Below are 16,022 nucleotides of genomic sequence, written 5' to 3' on the forward strand. Positions count from 1 at the left end.
CTTTGGTCATGGCTGTCAGCTCAGCGCGCCGTCGCGCACGCGCTCGAACAGCGCGTCGTAGCGGCCTTCCGCGTAGAGCCGCACCAGCTCCGGGTAGCGGCCCTGGCGCAGCTCGCGCAGGTACGCGTACTTCGTGGCGTGGTAACCCGCCACCGCCCATGCCAGGCGGGAGGCCTCCGCGCCGCCGCGCCACAGCGCGCCCTTCAGCAGACAGTCGCGTGCCCAGGACGCCAGGCGCTGCACGCCCACGGGCTTGAGGCCGCGCTGCTCGGCATGGGCGCGCAGGGCCCACAGCAAGGCATAGCGGTCCTCCTTCTGCGCGCGGTACTCCACCGACGTGGCGAAGCGGTGCTCGATGAAGGCGCGGACGCGTCCGCCCGCCAGCTTCGGCAGGGCCTCGTGGACAATCTGCTCCGGCCGCCACACGGCCTTGTCCCGGCGCACCAGCCGCGCCCGCCACTGCGTGCGGTAGCGGAAGCGGTGCGTCCCCAGCTCGGCCCAGTCGCGGCGGGGCAGCCGGTACACGGCCTCCGTGGGCGAAGAGGTCTTCCACGCGCGCAGTGTCTCCACCGCCTCGGGGCCCAGCAGCTCGTCCGAGTCGAGGAAGAAGACGTAGTCACAGGGCGCCAGGGCGTTCACCGCGGCCTCGCGCGCGGCGCCGTAGCCTCGCCACGCATGGGGCACGGAGCGCGCGCCCAGCGAACGCACCAGCTCCGCCGAGCCATCCGTGGCCCCGGAGTCCAGCGCCACCACGTCATCGCAGAGCGCCAGCAGCCCGCGCAGGCATGGCTCCAACGTGTCCCGGTTGTTCCGGTGGAGGACGTAGCCGCCCAGCTTCATAGACCCAGGGCCTTGAGCTGCGCATCGAAGGCAGCGGCGGTGGTGAAGAGCCGGCCTTGAATCCCCACGGCCTCGGCGGCCTGGACGAATTCGGCCAGGTCGTCGAAGAAGACGGCCTCCTCCGGGGCGCAGCTCACGCCCGTCAGCGCGAGCCGGAAGATGTCCGGCTCCGGCTTCACGTGGCCCACCTCGCAGCTCATCACCACGCTGTCGAAGCGCTGGAGCACCGGCAGCAGCGGACGCAGGTAGGCGACGTGCAGCGCGTTGGTGTTGGACACCAGCCCCAGGCGCACCCGGCCCACCAGCGACTCGATGCGCGGCAGCACGGCATCATGCAGCGTGAAGTGGCTGCTCCACAGCGGGGCGAACTCCGCCATGGGCAGGTCCACGTCCAGCGCGCGGCACACGTCCTGGCGGATGCCCTCCGCGCCCAGCACGCCCCGGTTGGCGTCCGTCCACCCCGCGCCCGTCAGCCGCCGGGCCACCTCCGCGGCCTCCAGGCCCGCGCGGGCGCCCAGCCGGGAGAAGAGCAGGGTGTTGTCGTGGAAGACGAGGACGTTGCCCAGGTCCAGCAGTACTGCCTTCACCTGCGCCATGCATGCTCCTTCAGATGCGATAAGCGCGGGCCACGTCCTGCATCTGCTCGGACACATCCTGGAGCAACTTCGCCGCCCGGGTAGTGGCCGCCAGGCTCTCCTGGGTGTCGTTCATCATGGAGGACAGGTCCGTGACCGCGCTGAAAATCTGGGCGATGCCCGCGTTCTGCTGACTCACCGCGCCGGCAATCTGCCGCACCGCGGTGGCGTTGTCCTGGATGATGGCGGCCAGCTCCTTCAGCCGCTCGCCGGTGCCGCGCACCTGCTCCAGGCCGCTCTCCATATGCGTGTAGCCCTGCTCCGTCATCTTCGCGGTGGAGAGGATGGCGCTGCTCAAATCGCCCAGGATTTCGCGCACCCGGTCCGTGGCCTGGATGGACTGGTCCGCCAGGCTGCGAATCTCGCGCGCCACGACGCCAAAGCCCTTTCCGTGCTCGCCGGAGCGGACGGCCTCGATGGCGGCGTTGAGCGCCAGCATGTTGGACTGGTCCGCCAGGTCCTTCACTGTCTGGGTGATTCCGCCAATCTGCTGCGTGCGCTCGTTGAGCTGGGCGATGCGCTCCGTCATCTGCTCGGCCTGGGACAGGATTTCGGAGAAGCCGCCCAGGCTGTCCCGGATGGCCCCTTCGCCCGCGCGTCCCACCTCTTCGGCCACGGAGGCGCGATTGAGCACGTCCTCCGCCTTCTCCGAGGCCAGCATCGACGTCTGCTTGATTTCCTGCGCCGTCACCTGCGTCTGCTGGAGGGCCGCGGCCTGACGGGCCACGTTGCGCTCCTGCTGCGTCGACGCCGTCTGCAGCTCCGCCACCGTCTCACTGAGCACGCGCGTGCCGGAGTGCAGGCTCTGCGCCGTCTCCCGCAGCTGGAACACCAGCAGGCCGAAGGCGCCGGCCAGCTCGCCCACCTCGTCGTTCCCGGCCTTCACGTCCAGCGTCTGCGTGAGGTCGCCCTCGCTCACCAGCCGCGTCACCGCCGCGCGCAGGGCCAGCACGGGACCGGAGATGCGGTGCGACAGCAGCCACGCGCCCACGACGGCCAGCACGATGAAGCCCACCGCCATCAGCAGCGCCACCCGGTTCACGCGCACCACCGGGGCGTAGGCCTCCGCCGGGTCCACGCGCGCCACGAAGTGCCAGCCGTCGGCCACGTCGCGCACGTCCGTGCCGTTGACGGCCGTGACGGCCAGCAGCGCGTCATTGCCCTGGGCGTTCGCGCCGCGTGAGTCGTACAGCGGCGTGCCGTCCGGCCGCTGGAGGGTAATCGCGAAGCTCTTCAGTGCGCGCTGATGGGCACGGGCCAGCGCCGGCTGCACCAACTGGTCCACGTGCGCCCAGTCGAAGGCGGCCAGCAGCACGCCCATCCGGTGCTTGGAGACCGGGTCCAGCACCGGGAAGGCCAGCGATAGCACGTGGCCGGTGAAGATGGGATGCTCCTCGGTGATGCCCTCGCTGCTGGTGCGCCCCTGCTGGGCCTCCGCGAACCAGGGGCTGCGCCGCACCTCGTCCTGCCGGCGCAGGTATTCGTCGCGCAGGGCAGGGGTGTTGGCGGAGATGGCGCGGCCGGTGTCGTCGAAGACGACGATGCCGTTGAGGGTGAGGTAGCGGCTCTGGAGCACGCCGAGCATGGCGTCGGCGGGCGACACGTCACCCCGCAGCGCGGCACGGACCGCGGGGTCCTCGGCCCAGCCGCGGGCGCTCGCCTCCCGTTCGGCCAGCGTCGACTCCAGCAGGTCCTTCACGCCTTCGGCCTCGCTCAGCAGCGACGCGTGAATCTGCTCTTCCATCACCTGCCGCGCGCTGCGGGCCTGGAGCCAGGTCAGTGTCAGCAGCGGGACGACCGACAGCAGCGTCGCGTAGAGCGTGAGGCGTCCACGAAGGGACTTGGTTCCAGGAAGAGAAAGGGCCATGTGGCGCGGCGGGCAGCGTGCGGGGGCCTCCCAGAAAGGTCGGCCCTCGTCCTATACCAGAGCCCCGCGTCTCCAGGGCACCCCCGCGCTTGCCTGCTCAGATGACAGGCACCCGGTTGGGCAGCTCCTTCGCCGGGACGTTGGAGTAGTCCGAGTCCACGTCCAGGAGGACGCGCTGCCGGACCCGGGCGCTCAGCAAGCGGCGAATCCTCCCCAGGAATCCCGGCGGTGCCGCGATGACCAGCTTGTCGAAATCGTGCCGGTCATGTGCCTTGTCCAGGAACACGGACAGCTCGCGGGCGAAGCGGTCGTGCTCCAGCTCCCTTCGTCCATTGGGCTCGTTCTCCGCCGGCGGGCCGTGCAGGGTGCCGGCATTGGGGTTGTCCGCCTGCTCAATCAGCTCTGCCTGACGGGCCCGACTCTCGTCGTGGTGGAACTCCTCCACCAGCCGCCAGTCCTCTTCCGCCTTCGCGTCCGTCGCGAAGAGGCGGGCCCGGCTTGCGTTCCCCACCAGAATCCAGAGCGTCCCATTCGCCATGTCGTGCGTCTCCTTGCGCTATAGAGTGGGAGATGCGGACCCCTCGGGGCCAAGGCAAGCTTCCCCAGACGAGCCGCACGCCCGCCGAGCGCAGGGCAGGCAGCCAGACCGCGCGCCATTGACGGGTTTTGCGGGGACTGGGGGCGCCACGGGCGCCTCATTCCGTTGCGCGGAGCGTCGCGATACAAGGGGGCCATGCGTGTTCCCGTTGCTCCCGTCACCGCCCTGCTGGCGCTCGCGCTGCTGGCTGCCCCCTCGTGGGCCCAGGAACAGGGTGGGTTGGGCCTGGACCTCACCTCGGACGCCCCCGCCGAGCAGCAGGGAATGGACATGGGGTTGGACCTGCGTCCCAGCAATCCCAACGCGGACCTCCTGCCTCGCTTCGCGTTGGTGGGGCTGTACGCGACGGAGCGCGCGGGAGCGCAGCAGGCGTCGAACTGGTTGGATGCCCTGGCGCGCGGGGCGCTGTCCTCCGCCATGGTGGCGCAGGCGTCGGACCTGGTGGAGACGCGTGAGCGGTTGGCGGAGGGCCACGACGCGGCGGTGCGTTGCTCGGAGGCCGCGTGTTTCGCCGAGCCCGCGGAGTTGCTGGACGCGGACCTGCTGACCACCGCGCGTCTGTCTTTGGAGGACGCGGGCTGGACGTTGCGGACGTGGACCTACGACAGGGATCGCCGCGTGGTGCACGAGGACTTCGTGACAGGGCGCAACCCGCGTGACGAGGACTTCGTGAACGAAGCCGCCGCGATGCTGTCCAAGCGCCTGACGGCGTTGGCCCGGCCGCGCGCGATGCTGACGGTGAACGTCAACGTGCCGCAGGCGGTGGTGAAGGTGGGCGAGCGCATCGTGGGCGTGGGCAGCGTGGAGGTGCGCCAGGCGCCCGGCGCGGTGGCGGTGGAGGTGTCCGCGGACGAATACGGCACCCAGACGCGCACCCTGGACCTCAAGCCCGGCGCGCGCGAGACAGTGGACGTCATGCTGGAGATTTCCGGTCCGGCGCCGGATGGACCTCCCGATGATTCCGTGGCCGGCGTGGCGTCTTCCCGGAAGGCGCCTCGCAAGTCCTTCTTCAAGCGGCCCGCGCTTTACACCGCGCTGGTGGGACTGGCCGCGGTGGGCGCGGGCGTGGTGATGGGCATGGCCGCCAAGGACGTGGAGAAGCGTGGGGGCGACGCGGATGGGGATGGCGTGTTCGACGTCACCCGCAAGGAGCGGCTGGACGCGCAGTCCCAGGCCAACCTGGCCACGGCGCTGCTGGTGGGCGGCGGCGCGGTGACGGCGGGCAGCGTGGCGTGGCTGGTGCTGGTGCCCGCGCGCAGCGCGCCCGCATCGACGTCCGTGGCGCCCGGAAGCGGCGGCGGCGCCTCCTCGTCCCTGCACCTCATGGTCGGCGGGAGTTTCTAGAGCCTATGAAGACCTTCGAATCCCGGCTGCGCGTGTGGTGTGGCCTGTTGCTCGTCGTGGGCGCGGTGGGCTGTACGGTGAGTTTCCCGGACGACGTGCCCTACACGTGCACGGAGACCGCCGACTGCGGCGGTGACGGCTACGTCTGCACGTCTCTGCCCGACAACGGGCCGCGGTACTGCTGCCTGCCGGACCCCGCGGAAGTCTGCAATGGCCTGGACGACGACTGCGACGGCTTGGTGGATAACCTGGAGACCGCCTGCTACACGGGGCCGGAAGGCACGCTCGACGTGGGGCTCTGTCACGCCGGTGAGTCCATCTGTACCCGGGAGGCGAGCATCGCGTGCGTGGGGCAGGTGTTGCCCGGCACTGAAATCTGCAATGGCCTGGATGACGACTGCGACGGGACGGCGGACGAGGACTTCGACCTGAAGACGGACCCAGGCCACTGCGGCGCCTGCAACAATGATTGTTCCTTCCTCCAGGACTGCGTGAATGGCGAGTGCGTGCGCCGTCAGGAGCTGGACTGCGCCAACGGCCAGGACGACGACGGGGACGGCTTCACGGACTGCCAGGACCGCGCGGACTGCGACGGCCAGTCGTGTGGTTCGCAGTGCGTGTGCAAGGGGGGCTCGAAGACGGAGATGAGCTGCACCAACGGCGTGGATGATGACGGGGACGGGCTCGTGGACTGCGCGGACCGCGCGGACTGCCCCACGGAAACGCAGTGCGGGCCTCTCAGGTCGGATGACGAAAACGATTATCCGCGCTGCCAGGTGAACGGAGTCTGTCTGTGATGAAGTCGGCTCCCGTGCGTCAATGTCCGCCATCCCGCACTCACCGAGGGTGGGGGGCGTCCCTGGGAAGACAGAGTGCAGATCCAGGGTTGCTGTTTGCCCCGGACATGGAAATTTCTTCTCACCATGGGCTCCGATGACGCCTTCATGCAGACCGTGCAGTCCAGTGCCGAGGCCACCGTGAGTGACGCGGGGCCCCGAGCCAGCGACGAGCTCCAGGAGGGCTCCACGCTGGGGAACTACCAGTTGGAGCAACTCCTGGGCGAAGGGTCCATGGGCCGGGTGTTCCAGGCGCGGCACACGCGGCTGGGGCGCCAGGTGGCGCTCAAGGTCCTGCGGCCGGAGCACGCGCGGGACGGCGGCTTCGTACGGCGCTTCTTCCAGGAGGCCCGCACCGTCAATCAAATCAACCACGAGCACATCGTGGAGATTTTCGACTTCGTCGATGAGAGCGCGACGGGCGGGCACGTCTACTGCGTGATGGAGCTGTTGCGCGGGCAGAGCCTGAGCTCGTTGGCGCAGGCGGAGCCGCTGACGCTGGCGCGCATCCAGCGCTTCGTGGTGCAGGTGTGCGCGGCGCTCGGCGCGGCCCACCAGGTGGGCGTGGTGCACCGGGACGTGAAGCCGGACAACCTCTTCGTCATCCACCGCGCGGGCCAGCCGGACTTCGTGAAGGTGTTGGACTTCGGTGTGGCGAAGCTGCTCACCGCCGAGGGAGGCACCACCGGGACGGTGGACGGCACCATCATCGGGACGCCCGCGTACATGGCGCCGGAGCAGGCCGCGGGCCTTCCGGTGGATGCGCGCTCCGACATCTACGCGGTGGGCAACATCCTCTACGAGCTCATCTCCGGCAAACCGCCCTTTCAGGCGCCGGCCTTCGGCCACCTGGTCGTGCAGATCATCACCCAGCCGCCGCCGCCGTTGCCCGCGCACCTGCCGTCCGGCGAGCCCGTGCCGCCGCAGTTGGCGGAGCTGGTGATGCGCTGCCTGTCGAAGGAGCCCGAGGCCCGGCCGCAGAGCCTGGCGGAGGTGACGACGGCGCTCCTTCTGTTGCCCGCGTCCGCCCAGGCGCTGACGCCCGCGCCCGCCGAGCTGGCGCTGGAGGCCTCCGAGCGGCCCACGCACAAGGTGCGGGTGGCGGTGACGGGGCGCTGGCACCGCCGGGCGGTGGTGACGGTGGGTACCGCGGCGTTGGTGGTGGTTGCCGCGGTGGTCACCTGGTCCGGCATGCAGCCGGAGCCCGCCCCCGCCGAAGCCCCAGTGGCCCAGGAGGCCGACGTCGTGGGCCGGCCCGCCGCCGCGCCCCAGCTGCTTCCGCCCGTCACGCTCACGGTGCGCTCCTTCCCGGAGGGCGCGCAGGTGCTGCGCCTGGACACGGGCGAGCTGCTGGGCGTGACGCCGCTGGTGAAGCAGGTGTCCGGTGAGTCCGCGCCGCTGCGCCTGCGCGTGGAGCTGGCCGGCTATGCCCCGCTGGAGCGGATGGTGGACCTGGACAAGCACGCCGAGCTGGAGGTGCCGCTGGTGAAGGCGCTGCCTTCACCTCGGCAGAAGCCCGCGGCCGGGACGCAGCGCGAGACAGGCAAGAAGAGTCGCGAGCGCCCTGTCGCGCAGTAGGTGTCGCGGTGGCCCCGCCCTGGGAGGCGGGGCCTGAGCCCGCTCAGCGCGGTGCCGCCGTCTGGGCGAGCACCTGGGCGGCGATGCGGCCAATGCGCTCGTTGAAGTCCTCCGCCTCGTGGAAGGTGAGGCGCACATCACCCACGTGAAGCTGCACGCCGGGCTGGAGCACGGTGGGCTGCTCCGGCTCCAGGGCCGTGCCGCCCAGCGTCACCGTCCGGGAAGCGGCCACGCGCGTCACCGTCCAGCGTCCTTCCAGGGTAGGGGACAGGTGGAACTGCTCGCGCGACACGGTGGCGTCATTGACGACCAGCGCGTTGTTCGAGGCCCGGCCCAGCCGCAGCGGACTGCCGTCCGTCTGGCTCACCAGTTCGAAGCACAGGGCGTCTCCAGCGGGCAGACAGTCCCGCAGGTCCGTCAGCGGCAGCCGCGTGGCGGCCACGTTGCCCTCCACCACTTCGGGGACATTCCAAGCGCCCGCCTCCCACACCAGCCATGGGTGTGGGTACTTGGCGCGAAACTTCTCCTTGAGAGCCATGTGCTGCCTCACGAGCAGCGAGAGCAGCAGTGCGCGAGCCATGCGGGTTGAATAACCTTCCTCCCCCGTCGCGGCCCGAGAAGGTGCGCGTGGGGGGCCATGGGATGTCAACGAATGGCCAGATGCGGGTGGGATGCCCCACTCGCGCCTGGGCCGACCCCTGTAGTACACCCGCGACCGCCTCCTGTCCCCCGGACAAGGCATCCCCGCCTCTTGGAAGATTCGATGCGTCGCCTGCTCGCCGCCGTGTTCTGCGCCGCCGTCGTGCTGGCGGCTTGTGAAGACGATTCCCCACCGCCTCCCACGCCGCCGCCTCCCTCCACGGAGACGTACCCGGACGCCGGCACGCGCCCGGACGCGGGCACCCAGGAGCCCTGGGCCTGCCAGCGGAGCACGACGGTGCACAACGCGCCCATGAGGCTGCTCACCCGGCTGCAACTGGAGATGAGCCGCGCCACGTCCTCCGCGCAGCGCACGGAGGCCATCGACCGCTTCGTGGCGGAGGTGGAGGAGCAGGGCGGCCGGCCCCTGGTGAGTGACGTCAAGGCGGGTCGTCCTCGCGTGGCCTTCTTCGTGCGAGGCGAGGCCGGCCGGGACACCTTCGTCGCCGGCGACTTCAACGGCTGGTCCGCCACGGCCACGCCGCTGGTGCAGGTGCGGGACACCGACCTGTACGTGGCGGAGGTGGAGGTGCCGCGCACGGGCCCGCAGCCGTACAAGCTGGTGAAGGACGGCGACTTCATCGCGGACCCGGGCGCGCGCCACGTCGCGTGGGACGACTTCAACCGGTACGACGTGGGGCGATTCAACTCGCTCATCTACCCGGAGCTCCAGGACGCCGCGAAGGGCCGGCTCACCGCGTGGTACGGCGTGCCCGCCACGGTGTTGGGGGACGCGCGCGACGTCTTCGTCTACACGCCGGCGGCGTATGACGGGCCGGCGTGTCCGTCCCTGCCGGTGATGTACCTCCACGACGGCAACGAGAGCCTGACGCGTGAGTCCTTCGCGGAAGCGGCGGACACGCACTACGTGGCGCGGCCGGCGGACTCGGCGGTGCTCGTCTTCGTGGCGCTGCCGGACCAGTCCGTGCGCTTGGCGCAGTACACCTTTCCGCCCGCGCGCGCGCCGGGCTGGCCCACGCCGCGCGGGGATGACTACCTGGCCTTCATCCGCGACGACCTGATGCCGCGCGTGGAGGCGTCCTACCGCGTGAAGACGGGCCCGCAGGAGACGGGCATCGCCGGCGCGTCGCTGGGCGGCCTCATCTCCGTGTACGCGGGCTTCCAGATGCCGGAGAAGTTCGGCTTCGTGGGCTCCCAGTCCGGCACGCTGTTCTGGCCCCATGACGGCGTGGTGGACCGCGACGACGGCAACGCGATGATTGTCCGCGCGAGCCAGGAGCCGGTGGTGCCGGTGCGCTTCTACGTGGACCACGGCTCGCCCGTGGCGGGCTGCACGCGGGACGGCGAGGAGGGTGGGGACGACTGCCAGTCCAACCTGGAGTTCGTGGAGGCGCTGCGCGGCCGCGGCTACGGCGTGGCCCACTGGAACGAGCCCGGCGCCGAGCACGACTGGGCCTTCTGGAAGCGGCGCTTGCCGAAGCTGCTGTGCAACTTCCGCAACGCGGCCCCGGCGGTGTGCGGCCTGTAGTCCGGCCTCACAGCTTCGCGACGATGGCGCGGGCCAGCCGGTCCGCGGCCCCCGCGTCGAGCGACAGGAACAGGCGGGGCTCGGTGGCCTCTAGCTCTTGCAGCCGCGCCTGGCCCGCGTTGTCGGTGGCCAGGTCCACGCGGGCGTAGAGCAGGGGACGGCCCACCGCTTCCAGCACGGACTCCGCCAGCCGCAGCTCGGCTGCGTCCTCGGGCGTGAAGGCGGTGGGCTCGGAGAAGCCGCGCGGCGCGTCCAGCAGCGTGGGGGGCCGGCGCACCGCGTGGCTGAGGACGCCGTCGAAGAAGACGTAGCTGCGCTCGCCCTCCGTTTCGAAAGCGGTGAGGTAGGGCTGCACCATGACGTCGCCCTCGCGGGTCAGCTCCGCCAGCCGGGCGGTGGCGGCGTGGGCCTCCGCGCGCGGGAAGACGTGCGTCTTGAGCGCTCCCGCGGACACGGCGGGCTTGAGCACCACCGCGTCCCAGCCGTGCCTGGACGCCAGCTCGCCCACATCGAGCGTGTCGCCCTTCCGCACCCAGGTGGTGGGCGTCACCAACACGCCCTTCTCCTCCAGTTCGCGCAGGTAGTGCTTGTGCGTGTTCCAGCGCAGCACGGGCGCGGGATTGTGGAGCTGCGTGAGGCGGCCCACCTTGTCCGCCCAGGCGACGAAGGCGTCGCGGCGCAGGTGGCTGTCCCACGTGTTGCGCACCAGGGCCAGCCGCACCGTCTTCCAGTCCATGGCTGGGTCATCCCAGACGACGGGCCGGGCCTCCACGCCCAGGGCCGCGAGCGCGGGCAGCAGCGATGCGTCAAAGGCATCGAGTTGAGGCAAGCCTTCGAAGGTGAGGACGGCGACGTCCATGACGCGGGCTCCCGGTGTTGAAACGTGCAGCGGCTTGTAGCGCGTGAGGCACCTGCGCGCAGGATTCTCGCGGTGCGTCAAGACCGGGTGCGGGCCAGTCCGACAGGTAGGCGCTGAACACCCCGTACTTGAGGTGAGGTGAGCGGCGTACTCCACGGCACATTCGCGTGCGCGGACGCTCGGGAACTGGACCTGTTCGGTCAGGTGTCGCTGAAATGTTTCAAGGGGTACGCTCTTCGCGTGCCAAGGACCTGTCACCTTCCCTCCGGCCGGCTCCGCCGGGAGACCCACGAGATGCGAATGTCCCCACGTTTATTACTCGCCGCGCTAGGCGCGGTCCTCCTCTTCCACGCCGGATGCGGCGACGAGCCTGGCTGTGAGGGTGCGAGCTGCAACCCGCAAGCGGTCTGCGGCAACAACACCGTGGAGCAGGGCGAGCAGTGCGACGACGGCAACAAGGTGGACGGCGACGGCTGTGAGTCCGACTGTACGCGGACGCCCGCGCCGGCCGCGGTATGTGGCAACGGCAAGCTGGAAGGCGAAGAGGTCTGTGACGACGGCAACACGGTGGACGGTGATGGCTGTCAGGCGGACTGCACGCCGACGCTGACCCTATGCCCCGCGGCCAACGCGCCCGCGCTTCCCGACGGCGCCACCTGCGCGGTGACGCAGCCGGGCTCCGCCGCGCGCCTCTTCACGGGCGTGGTGCTGAAGGACGGCGAGACGCTGGTGGGCGGCCAGGTGCTGGTGGACGCGCAGGGCATCATCCAGTGCGCCGCCTGTGACTGCTCCGCCGCGGCGGGCGCCGCCGATGCCACGCAGGTGTCCTGCCCCGGCGGTGTCATCTCCCCGGGCCTGGTGAATCCGCACGAGCACATCGCCTTTCCGATGGAGCCGTACGTTGGAACCGAGGAGCGCTACGAGCACCGCCACGAGTGGCGTACCGGCCGCAACGGCCACACGCGCATCAACAGTCCGCAGGCTTCCGCCGCGGACAACGTCCGCTGGGGCGAGCTGCGGCAGATGATGGCCGGCGCCACCTCCATGGCGGGTGCGGGCGGCCAGGCAGGTCTGCTGCGCAACGTGGACGTGAGCAACACCGCGCTCCAGGAAGGCCTGGGCGAGGGCGTGGTGAACTCCGACACCTTCCCGCTGGGGGACACCAGCGGCACCATGATTGCATCGGGCTGTGGCTACGGCTCGATGCCGACGACGAGCTCGTTGCCGAGCTCGGCCGCGTACCTGCCGCACGTCTCCGAGGGCATCTCCACCGCGGCGCTCAACGAGTTCCTCTGCCTGTCCACGGGCACGAACAACGTGATGCAGCCGCGCACCGCCGTCATCCACGGCATCGGCCTGACGGCGAAGGAAATCCGCGTCATGGCGGAGAACGGCACCGGCCTCATCTGGTCGCCCCGTTCGAACATCTCTCTGTATGGCGACACGGCCATGGTGTCTGCCTACAAGAACCAGGGTGTGACCATCGCGCTGGGAACCGACTGGCTGCGCTCCGGCTCCATGAACCTGCTGCGCGAGCTCCAGTGCGCGGACTACCTCAACACCTCGCACTACGCGCGGACCTTCAGCGACGAGGACCTCTGGCGCATGGTGACGTCGAACGCATCGGACCTGGTGGACACGTTCGAGAAGACGGGCCGCATCGCCGAGGGCAAGGTGGCCGACCTGGCCATCTTCCAGTTGCGGACCTTCACCCGCTCGCCGCACCGCGCGGTCATCACCTCGAACCCCGAGCACGTGGTGCTCACGATGCGGGGTGGCAAGGCGCTCTACGGTGACCAGGCGCTGATGGCCGGGCTCCGTGGCGCGGATACCTGCGACACGCTGGACGTGTGCGGCGCCTCGAAGGAGGTCTGCCTCCAGTCCGAGATTGGCAAGAACCTGGCGGCGCTGACGTCTGGCGCCACGGCTAAGTACCCGCTGTTCGCGTGCGGTACGCCGGAGAACGAGCCGACGTGCGCGCCCCGCCGTGCCTCGCTGGACTCGCGCTGGCCGGCCGTCGTGAACAACTCCACCAGCTACACGGGCGAGGTTCGCACCGCGGACAAGGACGGGGACGGGCTGGTGGACTCCGTCGACAACTGCCCTGCCATCTTCAACCCCGTTCGCCCCATGGACAATGGCAAGCAGGCGGATTCGGATGGCGACGGGATTGGCGACGCGTGCGACCCCTGCCCGCTGGAGGCGGGTAACGCCTGCACGTCGTTCACCGTGGGCGACGATGACCACGACGGCATCGTGACGTGGCTGGACAACTGCCCGTTCGTTGCCAACCCGGACCAGGCGGACGCGGACGGCGACGGCAAGGGTGATGCGTGTGACGCGTGCTCCAGTGTTCCGAACCCGGGCGACCTGGGCTGCCCCGCCACCATTCACGAGCTGAAGACGCCCGTGGGCGGCAGCCTGCCGCTCTTGGGGAAGCCGGTGTCCATCCCCGACGTCGTCGTCACCGGCGTGGTGAAGGGCGGCGCGAGCTCTCTGGGCTACTGGGTGCAGACGTACCCGCTGCCCTCGGGCACGAGTGTGGACCACTCGGGCCTCTTGGTGTACTCGCGCAAGGAGGACCTGGCGGTGGGCGACCGCATCGACATCACCACGGGTGTGCTGATTCTCTTCCACGGCCTGCCCGAGCTGACCGAGGTCAAGTACGTCAAGCGCAGCTCCGGCAACGAGGTGCCCGCGCCGGTGCTGGTGACGACGGCCGACATCCGCACCGGTGGCCCGCGCGCCGCCGCGCTGGAAGGCGTGCTCGTGGAGGTCCGCGACGTGGCGGTCAACACGGGAGTGGACGAGTTCGGCCAGTTCCTCGTGAACGAGGCGGGTGATGCCGGTCAGCCGGGTCTGATGATTGACGACCAGGCCTATGCCTTCCCGGTCCCGTCCATTGGCACGCGCTTCGGCGCGCTGCGCGGCGTGCTGACGTACAACTTCAACGACTCGAAGCTGGTGCCGCGCTTCCAGGCGGACATGCCGCTGCCGCCGCCGTCGCTGACGGGTTTCGGTCCGGATGGCTACGCGCGCGTGGGTGGCACGGGTGCGGTGAACACCTTCCCGCAGGCGCTGACGCTGTCGCTGTCGTCCGCCTACGCGGAGGCGCTCGACGTCGCCATCACCTCCTCCAACGAGAGCGCGCTGAGCGTGCCGGACGGCCGCATCACCATCCCCGCGGGTCAGACGTCCGCGACGGTGCAGGTGAATGCGCTGGCGCCCGCGCAGAGCGTGACGCTGACGGCCACGCTGGGCGGCTCCACGCAGACGGCCACCATCCGGGTGCTGGGTGCCGACGAGCAGCCCGAGGTGGTAGGCGTCACCCCGGGTGACGTGACGATGGTGCCCGGCGGCGAGGTGGTCTTCACCGTGCAGATGGACCGTCCGGCGCCCGCCAACGCCACCGTGGCGCTGAGCGTAAATCCGGCGACGGGCTTCGGCACCTTCGTTCCGGCGAACGGCACGCTCACCGTGACGGAGAACGCCACGGAGGCGGTGTTCTCCTTCATCACGGACGCGGCGGCCACGGCCACCGAGCCCGGCACGGTGACGGCGAGCATCGGCGCGAGCAGCGCGAGCGCAACCGTGACGCTGGACCAGAATGCTCCGCGGCTGACGGCCCTGTCGCCGTCCTCGGCGGTGACGATTCCGGCGGGCGGGACGCAGACGTTCACCCTGACGGTGGACCGTCCGGCGGCGCAGGACACGGTTGTTGAGCTGGCGGTGGTGCCGGGGGCGGGCGTGCAGAACTACGGCACGGTGCCGGCCTCGGCCACGATTCCGGCGGGTGCCACGGAGGTGACCTTCACCTTCACGGCGGACGCGCAGGGCGAGGGCACGGGCACGGTGTACGCCTCGCTGTACGGCATCACCCAGACCACCGAGCTCACGGTGCTTCCGCCTCCGCCCGCGCTCAGCGCGGTGACGCCGTCGGTGGCCACCGTCTACTTCGGCACGCAGCAGGTCTTCACGGTGGCGCTGGACCGTCGGGCTCCTGCGGGTGGCATCACGGTGGACGTGACGCTGGAGCCGGCCACGGGCATGGGTGAGCTGTCGAGCTCGACGGTGAGCATCGCGGAAGGCCAGACGACGGGCACCGTGACGTTCATCGCGGGCGACGTGGACGCCCAGGGGCGGCTGATTGCGTCCTACGCGGGCGTCACCCGCGGGGTGGAGATCACCATCGCGGACCGGCCCGCCGTCGGCCATATCGTCATCAGTGAAATCTCCGCGCGCGGCGCGACGGCTCAGAACGATGAGTTCATCGAGCTGTACAACCCGACGGGCGCGGACATCACGCTGAATGGCTGGAAGGTCCAGTACAAGAGCTCGACCAGCACCTCCAACTACTCGGGCTCGGCAGACATTCCGGATGGCACGGTCATCAGGGCCTACGGGTACCTGCTGCTCGCGCACAACACGGGCTACACCGGCACGGTCACCAAGGACGTGGGGTACGCCTTCGACATGTCGGCCTCGGCGTCGGGCGGCGGCCACGTCCGTATCGGCCCGAGCCTGGATGCGAGCGTCCTGGATGACCCGAACACGGTGGACAAGATCGGCTACGGCAATGCGAATCAGCCCGAGCGCAGCGCGGCCCCTGCCCACCCGGCCGCGGGTGGCAGCCTTGAGCGCAAGGCGCGTCCGAACGCCACGACGGAGACCATGGCGGAGGGGGGGGCGGATGCCCTGGCCGGCAACGGCCATGACACGGACAACAATGGGGACGACTTCGTCGTCCGCGCCGCGCGTCAGCCGCAGAACTCGCAGAGCCCGGCAGAGCAGCCGTAGCCGTCAGGCAGCAAGGGGGTGGGGCTGAAGTGCTGGCCCTGTCCCATTGAGTTTCAGAACGGGCGGAACCCTGGCTTGGGGTTCCGCCCGTTTCTTTTTGGCGCTTTGATGGAGCCGCCCCATCTCCTAAACGAGACGGGCCGTCTCTCTAATGAGACGGTCCGAGAAGGCCACTCACCGGAGACGCGGGCTTGTCGAGGCAGGCCGTGCAGGACTGCCGCGCCTTGACTCGCCACCGCAAAGGCGTCTGCACCAGCTCAATCAGCCCTAGAGCCTTATGGGCCGTAGAATTGGCGCATCCCGCGCTCCCCGAGGGACCTGGCCGCAGAGGTGTGTGGCGCGGCGTCGGGAGGCTGAACAGACATGGAGTGTGAGCGGGTTGCTCGCCCATACTCTCTCTGTATGTGTGGCGCCTGAGTTGCATTACTCCGACGGAGGCATCCATGACGAAGGTGGGTCATGGTTGAACGCGGAAGAGGC

11 protein-coding genes are annotated in these 16,022 nt (G+C 70.0%); 5 read left to right on the forward strand and 6 right to left on the reverse strand.

Features of this window, described 5'->3' with window-relative positions:
- Window positions 1–15: 15 nt before the first annotated feature.
- The 4 genes from F8M74_RS02720 to F8M74_RS02735 all read right to left on the reverse strand — a co-directional run bounded on the left by F8M74_RS02720 (window position 16) and on the right by F8M74_RS02735 (window position 3,880).
- A complete protein-coding gene (locus tag F8M74_RS02720) occupies window positions 16–840 on the reverse strand; it encodes a glycosyltransferase family 2 protein (RefSeq protein WP_141253639.1) in 825 nt (274 codons plus the stop codon).
- Window positions 837–1,436, reverse strand: a complete 600-nt coding sequence (locus F8M74_RS02725; protein WP_141253638.1) for an HAD family phosphatase — start codon at window positions 1,434–1,436, stop codon at window positions 837–839. Before F8M74_RS02725 ends, F8M74_RS02720 begins: the two co-directional genes overlap by 4 nt.
- Window positions 1,437–1,446: 10 nt before the next feature.
- Window positions 1,447–3,342, reverse strand: a complete 1,896-nt coding sequence (locus F8M74_RS02730) for a methyl-accepting chemotaxis protein (protein ID WP_141253637.1) — start codon at window positions 3,340–3,342, stop codon at window positions 1,447–1,449.
- Between the two features lie 97 nt (window positions 3,343–3,439).
- A complete protein-coding gene (locus F8M74_RS02735) occupies window positions 3,440–3,880 on the reverse strand; it encodes a host attachment protein (RefSeq protein WP_140860638.1) in 441 nt (146 codons plus the stop codon).
- 195 nt (window positions 3,881–4,075) lie between these two features.
- Here F8M74_RS02735 and F8M74_RS02740 point away from each other — a divergent pair, with 195 nt between their 5' ends.
- From F8M74_RS02740 to F8M74_RS02750, 3 genes are all read left to right on the forward strand, one after another.
- Complete coding sequence (locus F8M74_RS02740; protein WP_141253636.1) at window positions 4,076–5,284, forward strand: hypothetical protein; 1,209 nt, start codon at window positions 4,076–4,078, stop codon at window positions 5,282–5,284.
- 5 nt (window positions 5,285–5,289) lie between these two features.
- A complete protein-coding gene (locus F8M74_RS02745; protein WP_141253635.1) occupies window positions 5,290–6,081 on the forward strand; it encodes a MopE-related protein in 792 nt (263 codons plus the stop codon).
- Window positions 6,082–6,207: 126 nt separating this feature from the next.
- A complete protein-coding gene (locus F8M74_RS02750) occupies window positions 6,208–7,698 on the forward strand; it encodes a serine/threonine-protein kinase (protein ID WP_141253634.1) in 1,491 nt (496 codons plus the stop codon).
- Window positions 7,699–7,741: 43 nt separating this feature from the next.
- Here F8M74_RS02750 and F8M74_RS02755 read toward each other — a convergent pair whose 3' ends face one another.
- A complete protein-coding gene (locus F8M74_RS02755; protein ID WP_228559168.1) occupies window positions 7,742–8,278 on the reverse strand; it encodes an FHA domain-containing protein in 537 nt (178 codons plus the stop codon).
- 183 nt (window positions 8,279–8,461) lie between these two features.
- Between F8M74_RS02755 and F8M74_RS02760 the strand changes: the two genes are divergently transcribed.
- Window positions 8,462–9,886 (forward strand): esterase family protein, encoded by a 1,425-nt coding sequence (locus F8M74_RS02760; protein WP_141253632.1) that lies wholly within the window; start codon window positions 8,462–8,464, stop codon window positions 9,884–9,886.
- A 7-nt stretch (window positions 9,887–9,893) separates the two neighbouring features.
- On the opposite strand, the gene F8M74_RS02765 is transcribed toward F8M74_RS02760, so the two are convergent.
- Complete coding sequence (locus F8M74_RS02765; protein WP_171410204.1) at window positions 9,894–10,745, reverse strand: RimK family alpha-L-glutamate ligase; 852 nt, start codon at window positions 10,743–10,745, stop codon at window positions 9,894–9,896.
- Window positions 10,746–11,039: 294 nt separating this feature from the next.
- Between F8M74_RS02765 and F8M74_RS02770 the strand changes: the two genes are divergently transcribed.
- Complete coding sequence (locus F8M74_RS02770; RefSeq protein ID WP_163884315.1) at window positions 11,040–15,542, forward strand: lamin tail domain-containing protein; 4,503 nt, start codon at window positions 11,040–11,042, stop codon at window positions 15,540–15,542.
- Window positions 15,543–16,022: the final 480 nt, after the last annotated feature.

The organism is Myxococcus sp. CA023, from assembly GCF_010998615.1.
Taxonomy (GTDB): Bacteria; Myxococcota; Myxococcia; order Myxococcales; family Myxococcaceae; genus Myxococcus.

Bases quoted from the DNA above. Each gene is read 5' to 3' on its own strand.
- F8M74_RS02720 (WP_141253639.1), bottom strand. From the start codon at position 840: ATGAAGCTGGGCGGCTACGTCCTCCACCGGAACAACCGGGACACGTTG.
- F8M74_RS02760 (WP_141253632.1), top strand. From the start codon at position 8,462: ATGCGTCGCCTGCTCGCCGCCGTGTTCTGCGCCGCCGTCGTGCTGGCG.
- F8M74_RS02740 (WP_141253636.1), top strand. From the start codon at position 4,076: ATGCGTGTTCCCGTTGCTCCCGTCACCGCCCTGCTGGCGCTCGCGCTG.
- F8M74_RS02770 (WP_163884315.1), top strand. From the start codon at position 11,040: ATGCGAATGTCCCCACGTTTATTACTCGCCGCGCTAGGCGCGGTCCTC.
- F8M74_RS02750 (WP_141253634.1), top strand. From the start codon at position 6,208: ATGGGCTCCGATGACGCCTTCATGCAGACCGTGCAGTCCAGTGCCGAG.
- F8M74_RS02745 (WP_141253635.1), top strand. From the start codon at position 5,290: ATGAAGACCTTCGAATCCCGGCTGCGCGTGTGGTGTGGCCTGTTGCTC.
- F8M74_RS02730 (WP_141253637.1), bottom strand. From the start codon at position 3,342: ATGGCCCTTTCTCTTCCTGGAACCAAGTCCCTTCGTGGACGCCTCACG.
- F8M74_RS02765 (WP_171410204.1), bottom strand. From the start codon at position 10,745: ATGGACGTCGCCGTCCTCACCTTCGAAGGCTTGCCTCAACTCGATGCC.
- F8M74_RS02755 (WP_228559168.1), bottom strand. From the start codon at position 8,278: ATGGCTCGCGCACTGCTGCTCTCGCTGCTCGTGAGGCAGCACATGGCT.
- F8M74_RS02725 (WP_141253638.1), bottom strand. From the start codon at position 1,436: ATGGCGCAGGTGAAGGCAGTACTGCTGGACCTGGGCAACGTCCTCGTC.
- F8M74_RS02735 (WP_140860638.1), bottom strand. From the start codon at position 3,880: ATGGCGAATGGGACGCTCTGGATTCTGGTGGGGAACGCAAGCCGGGCC.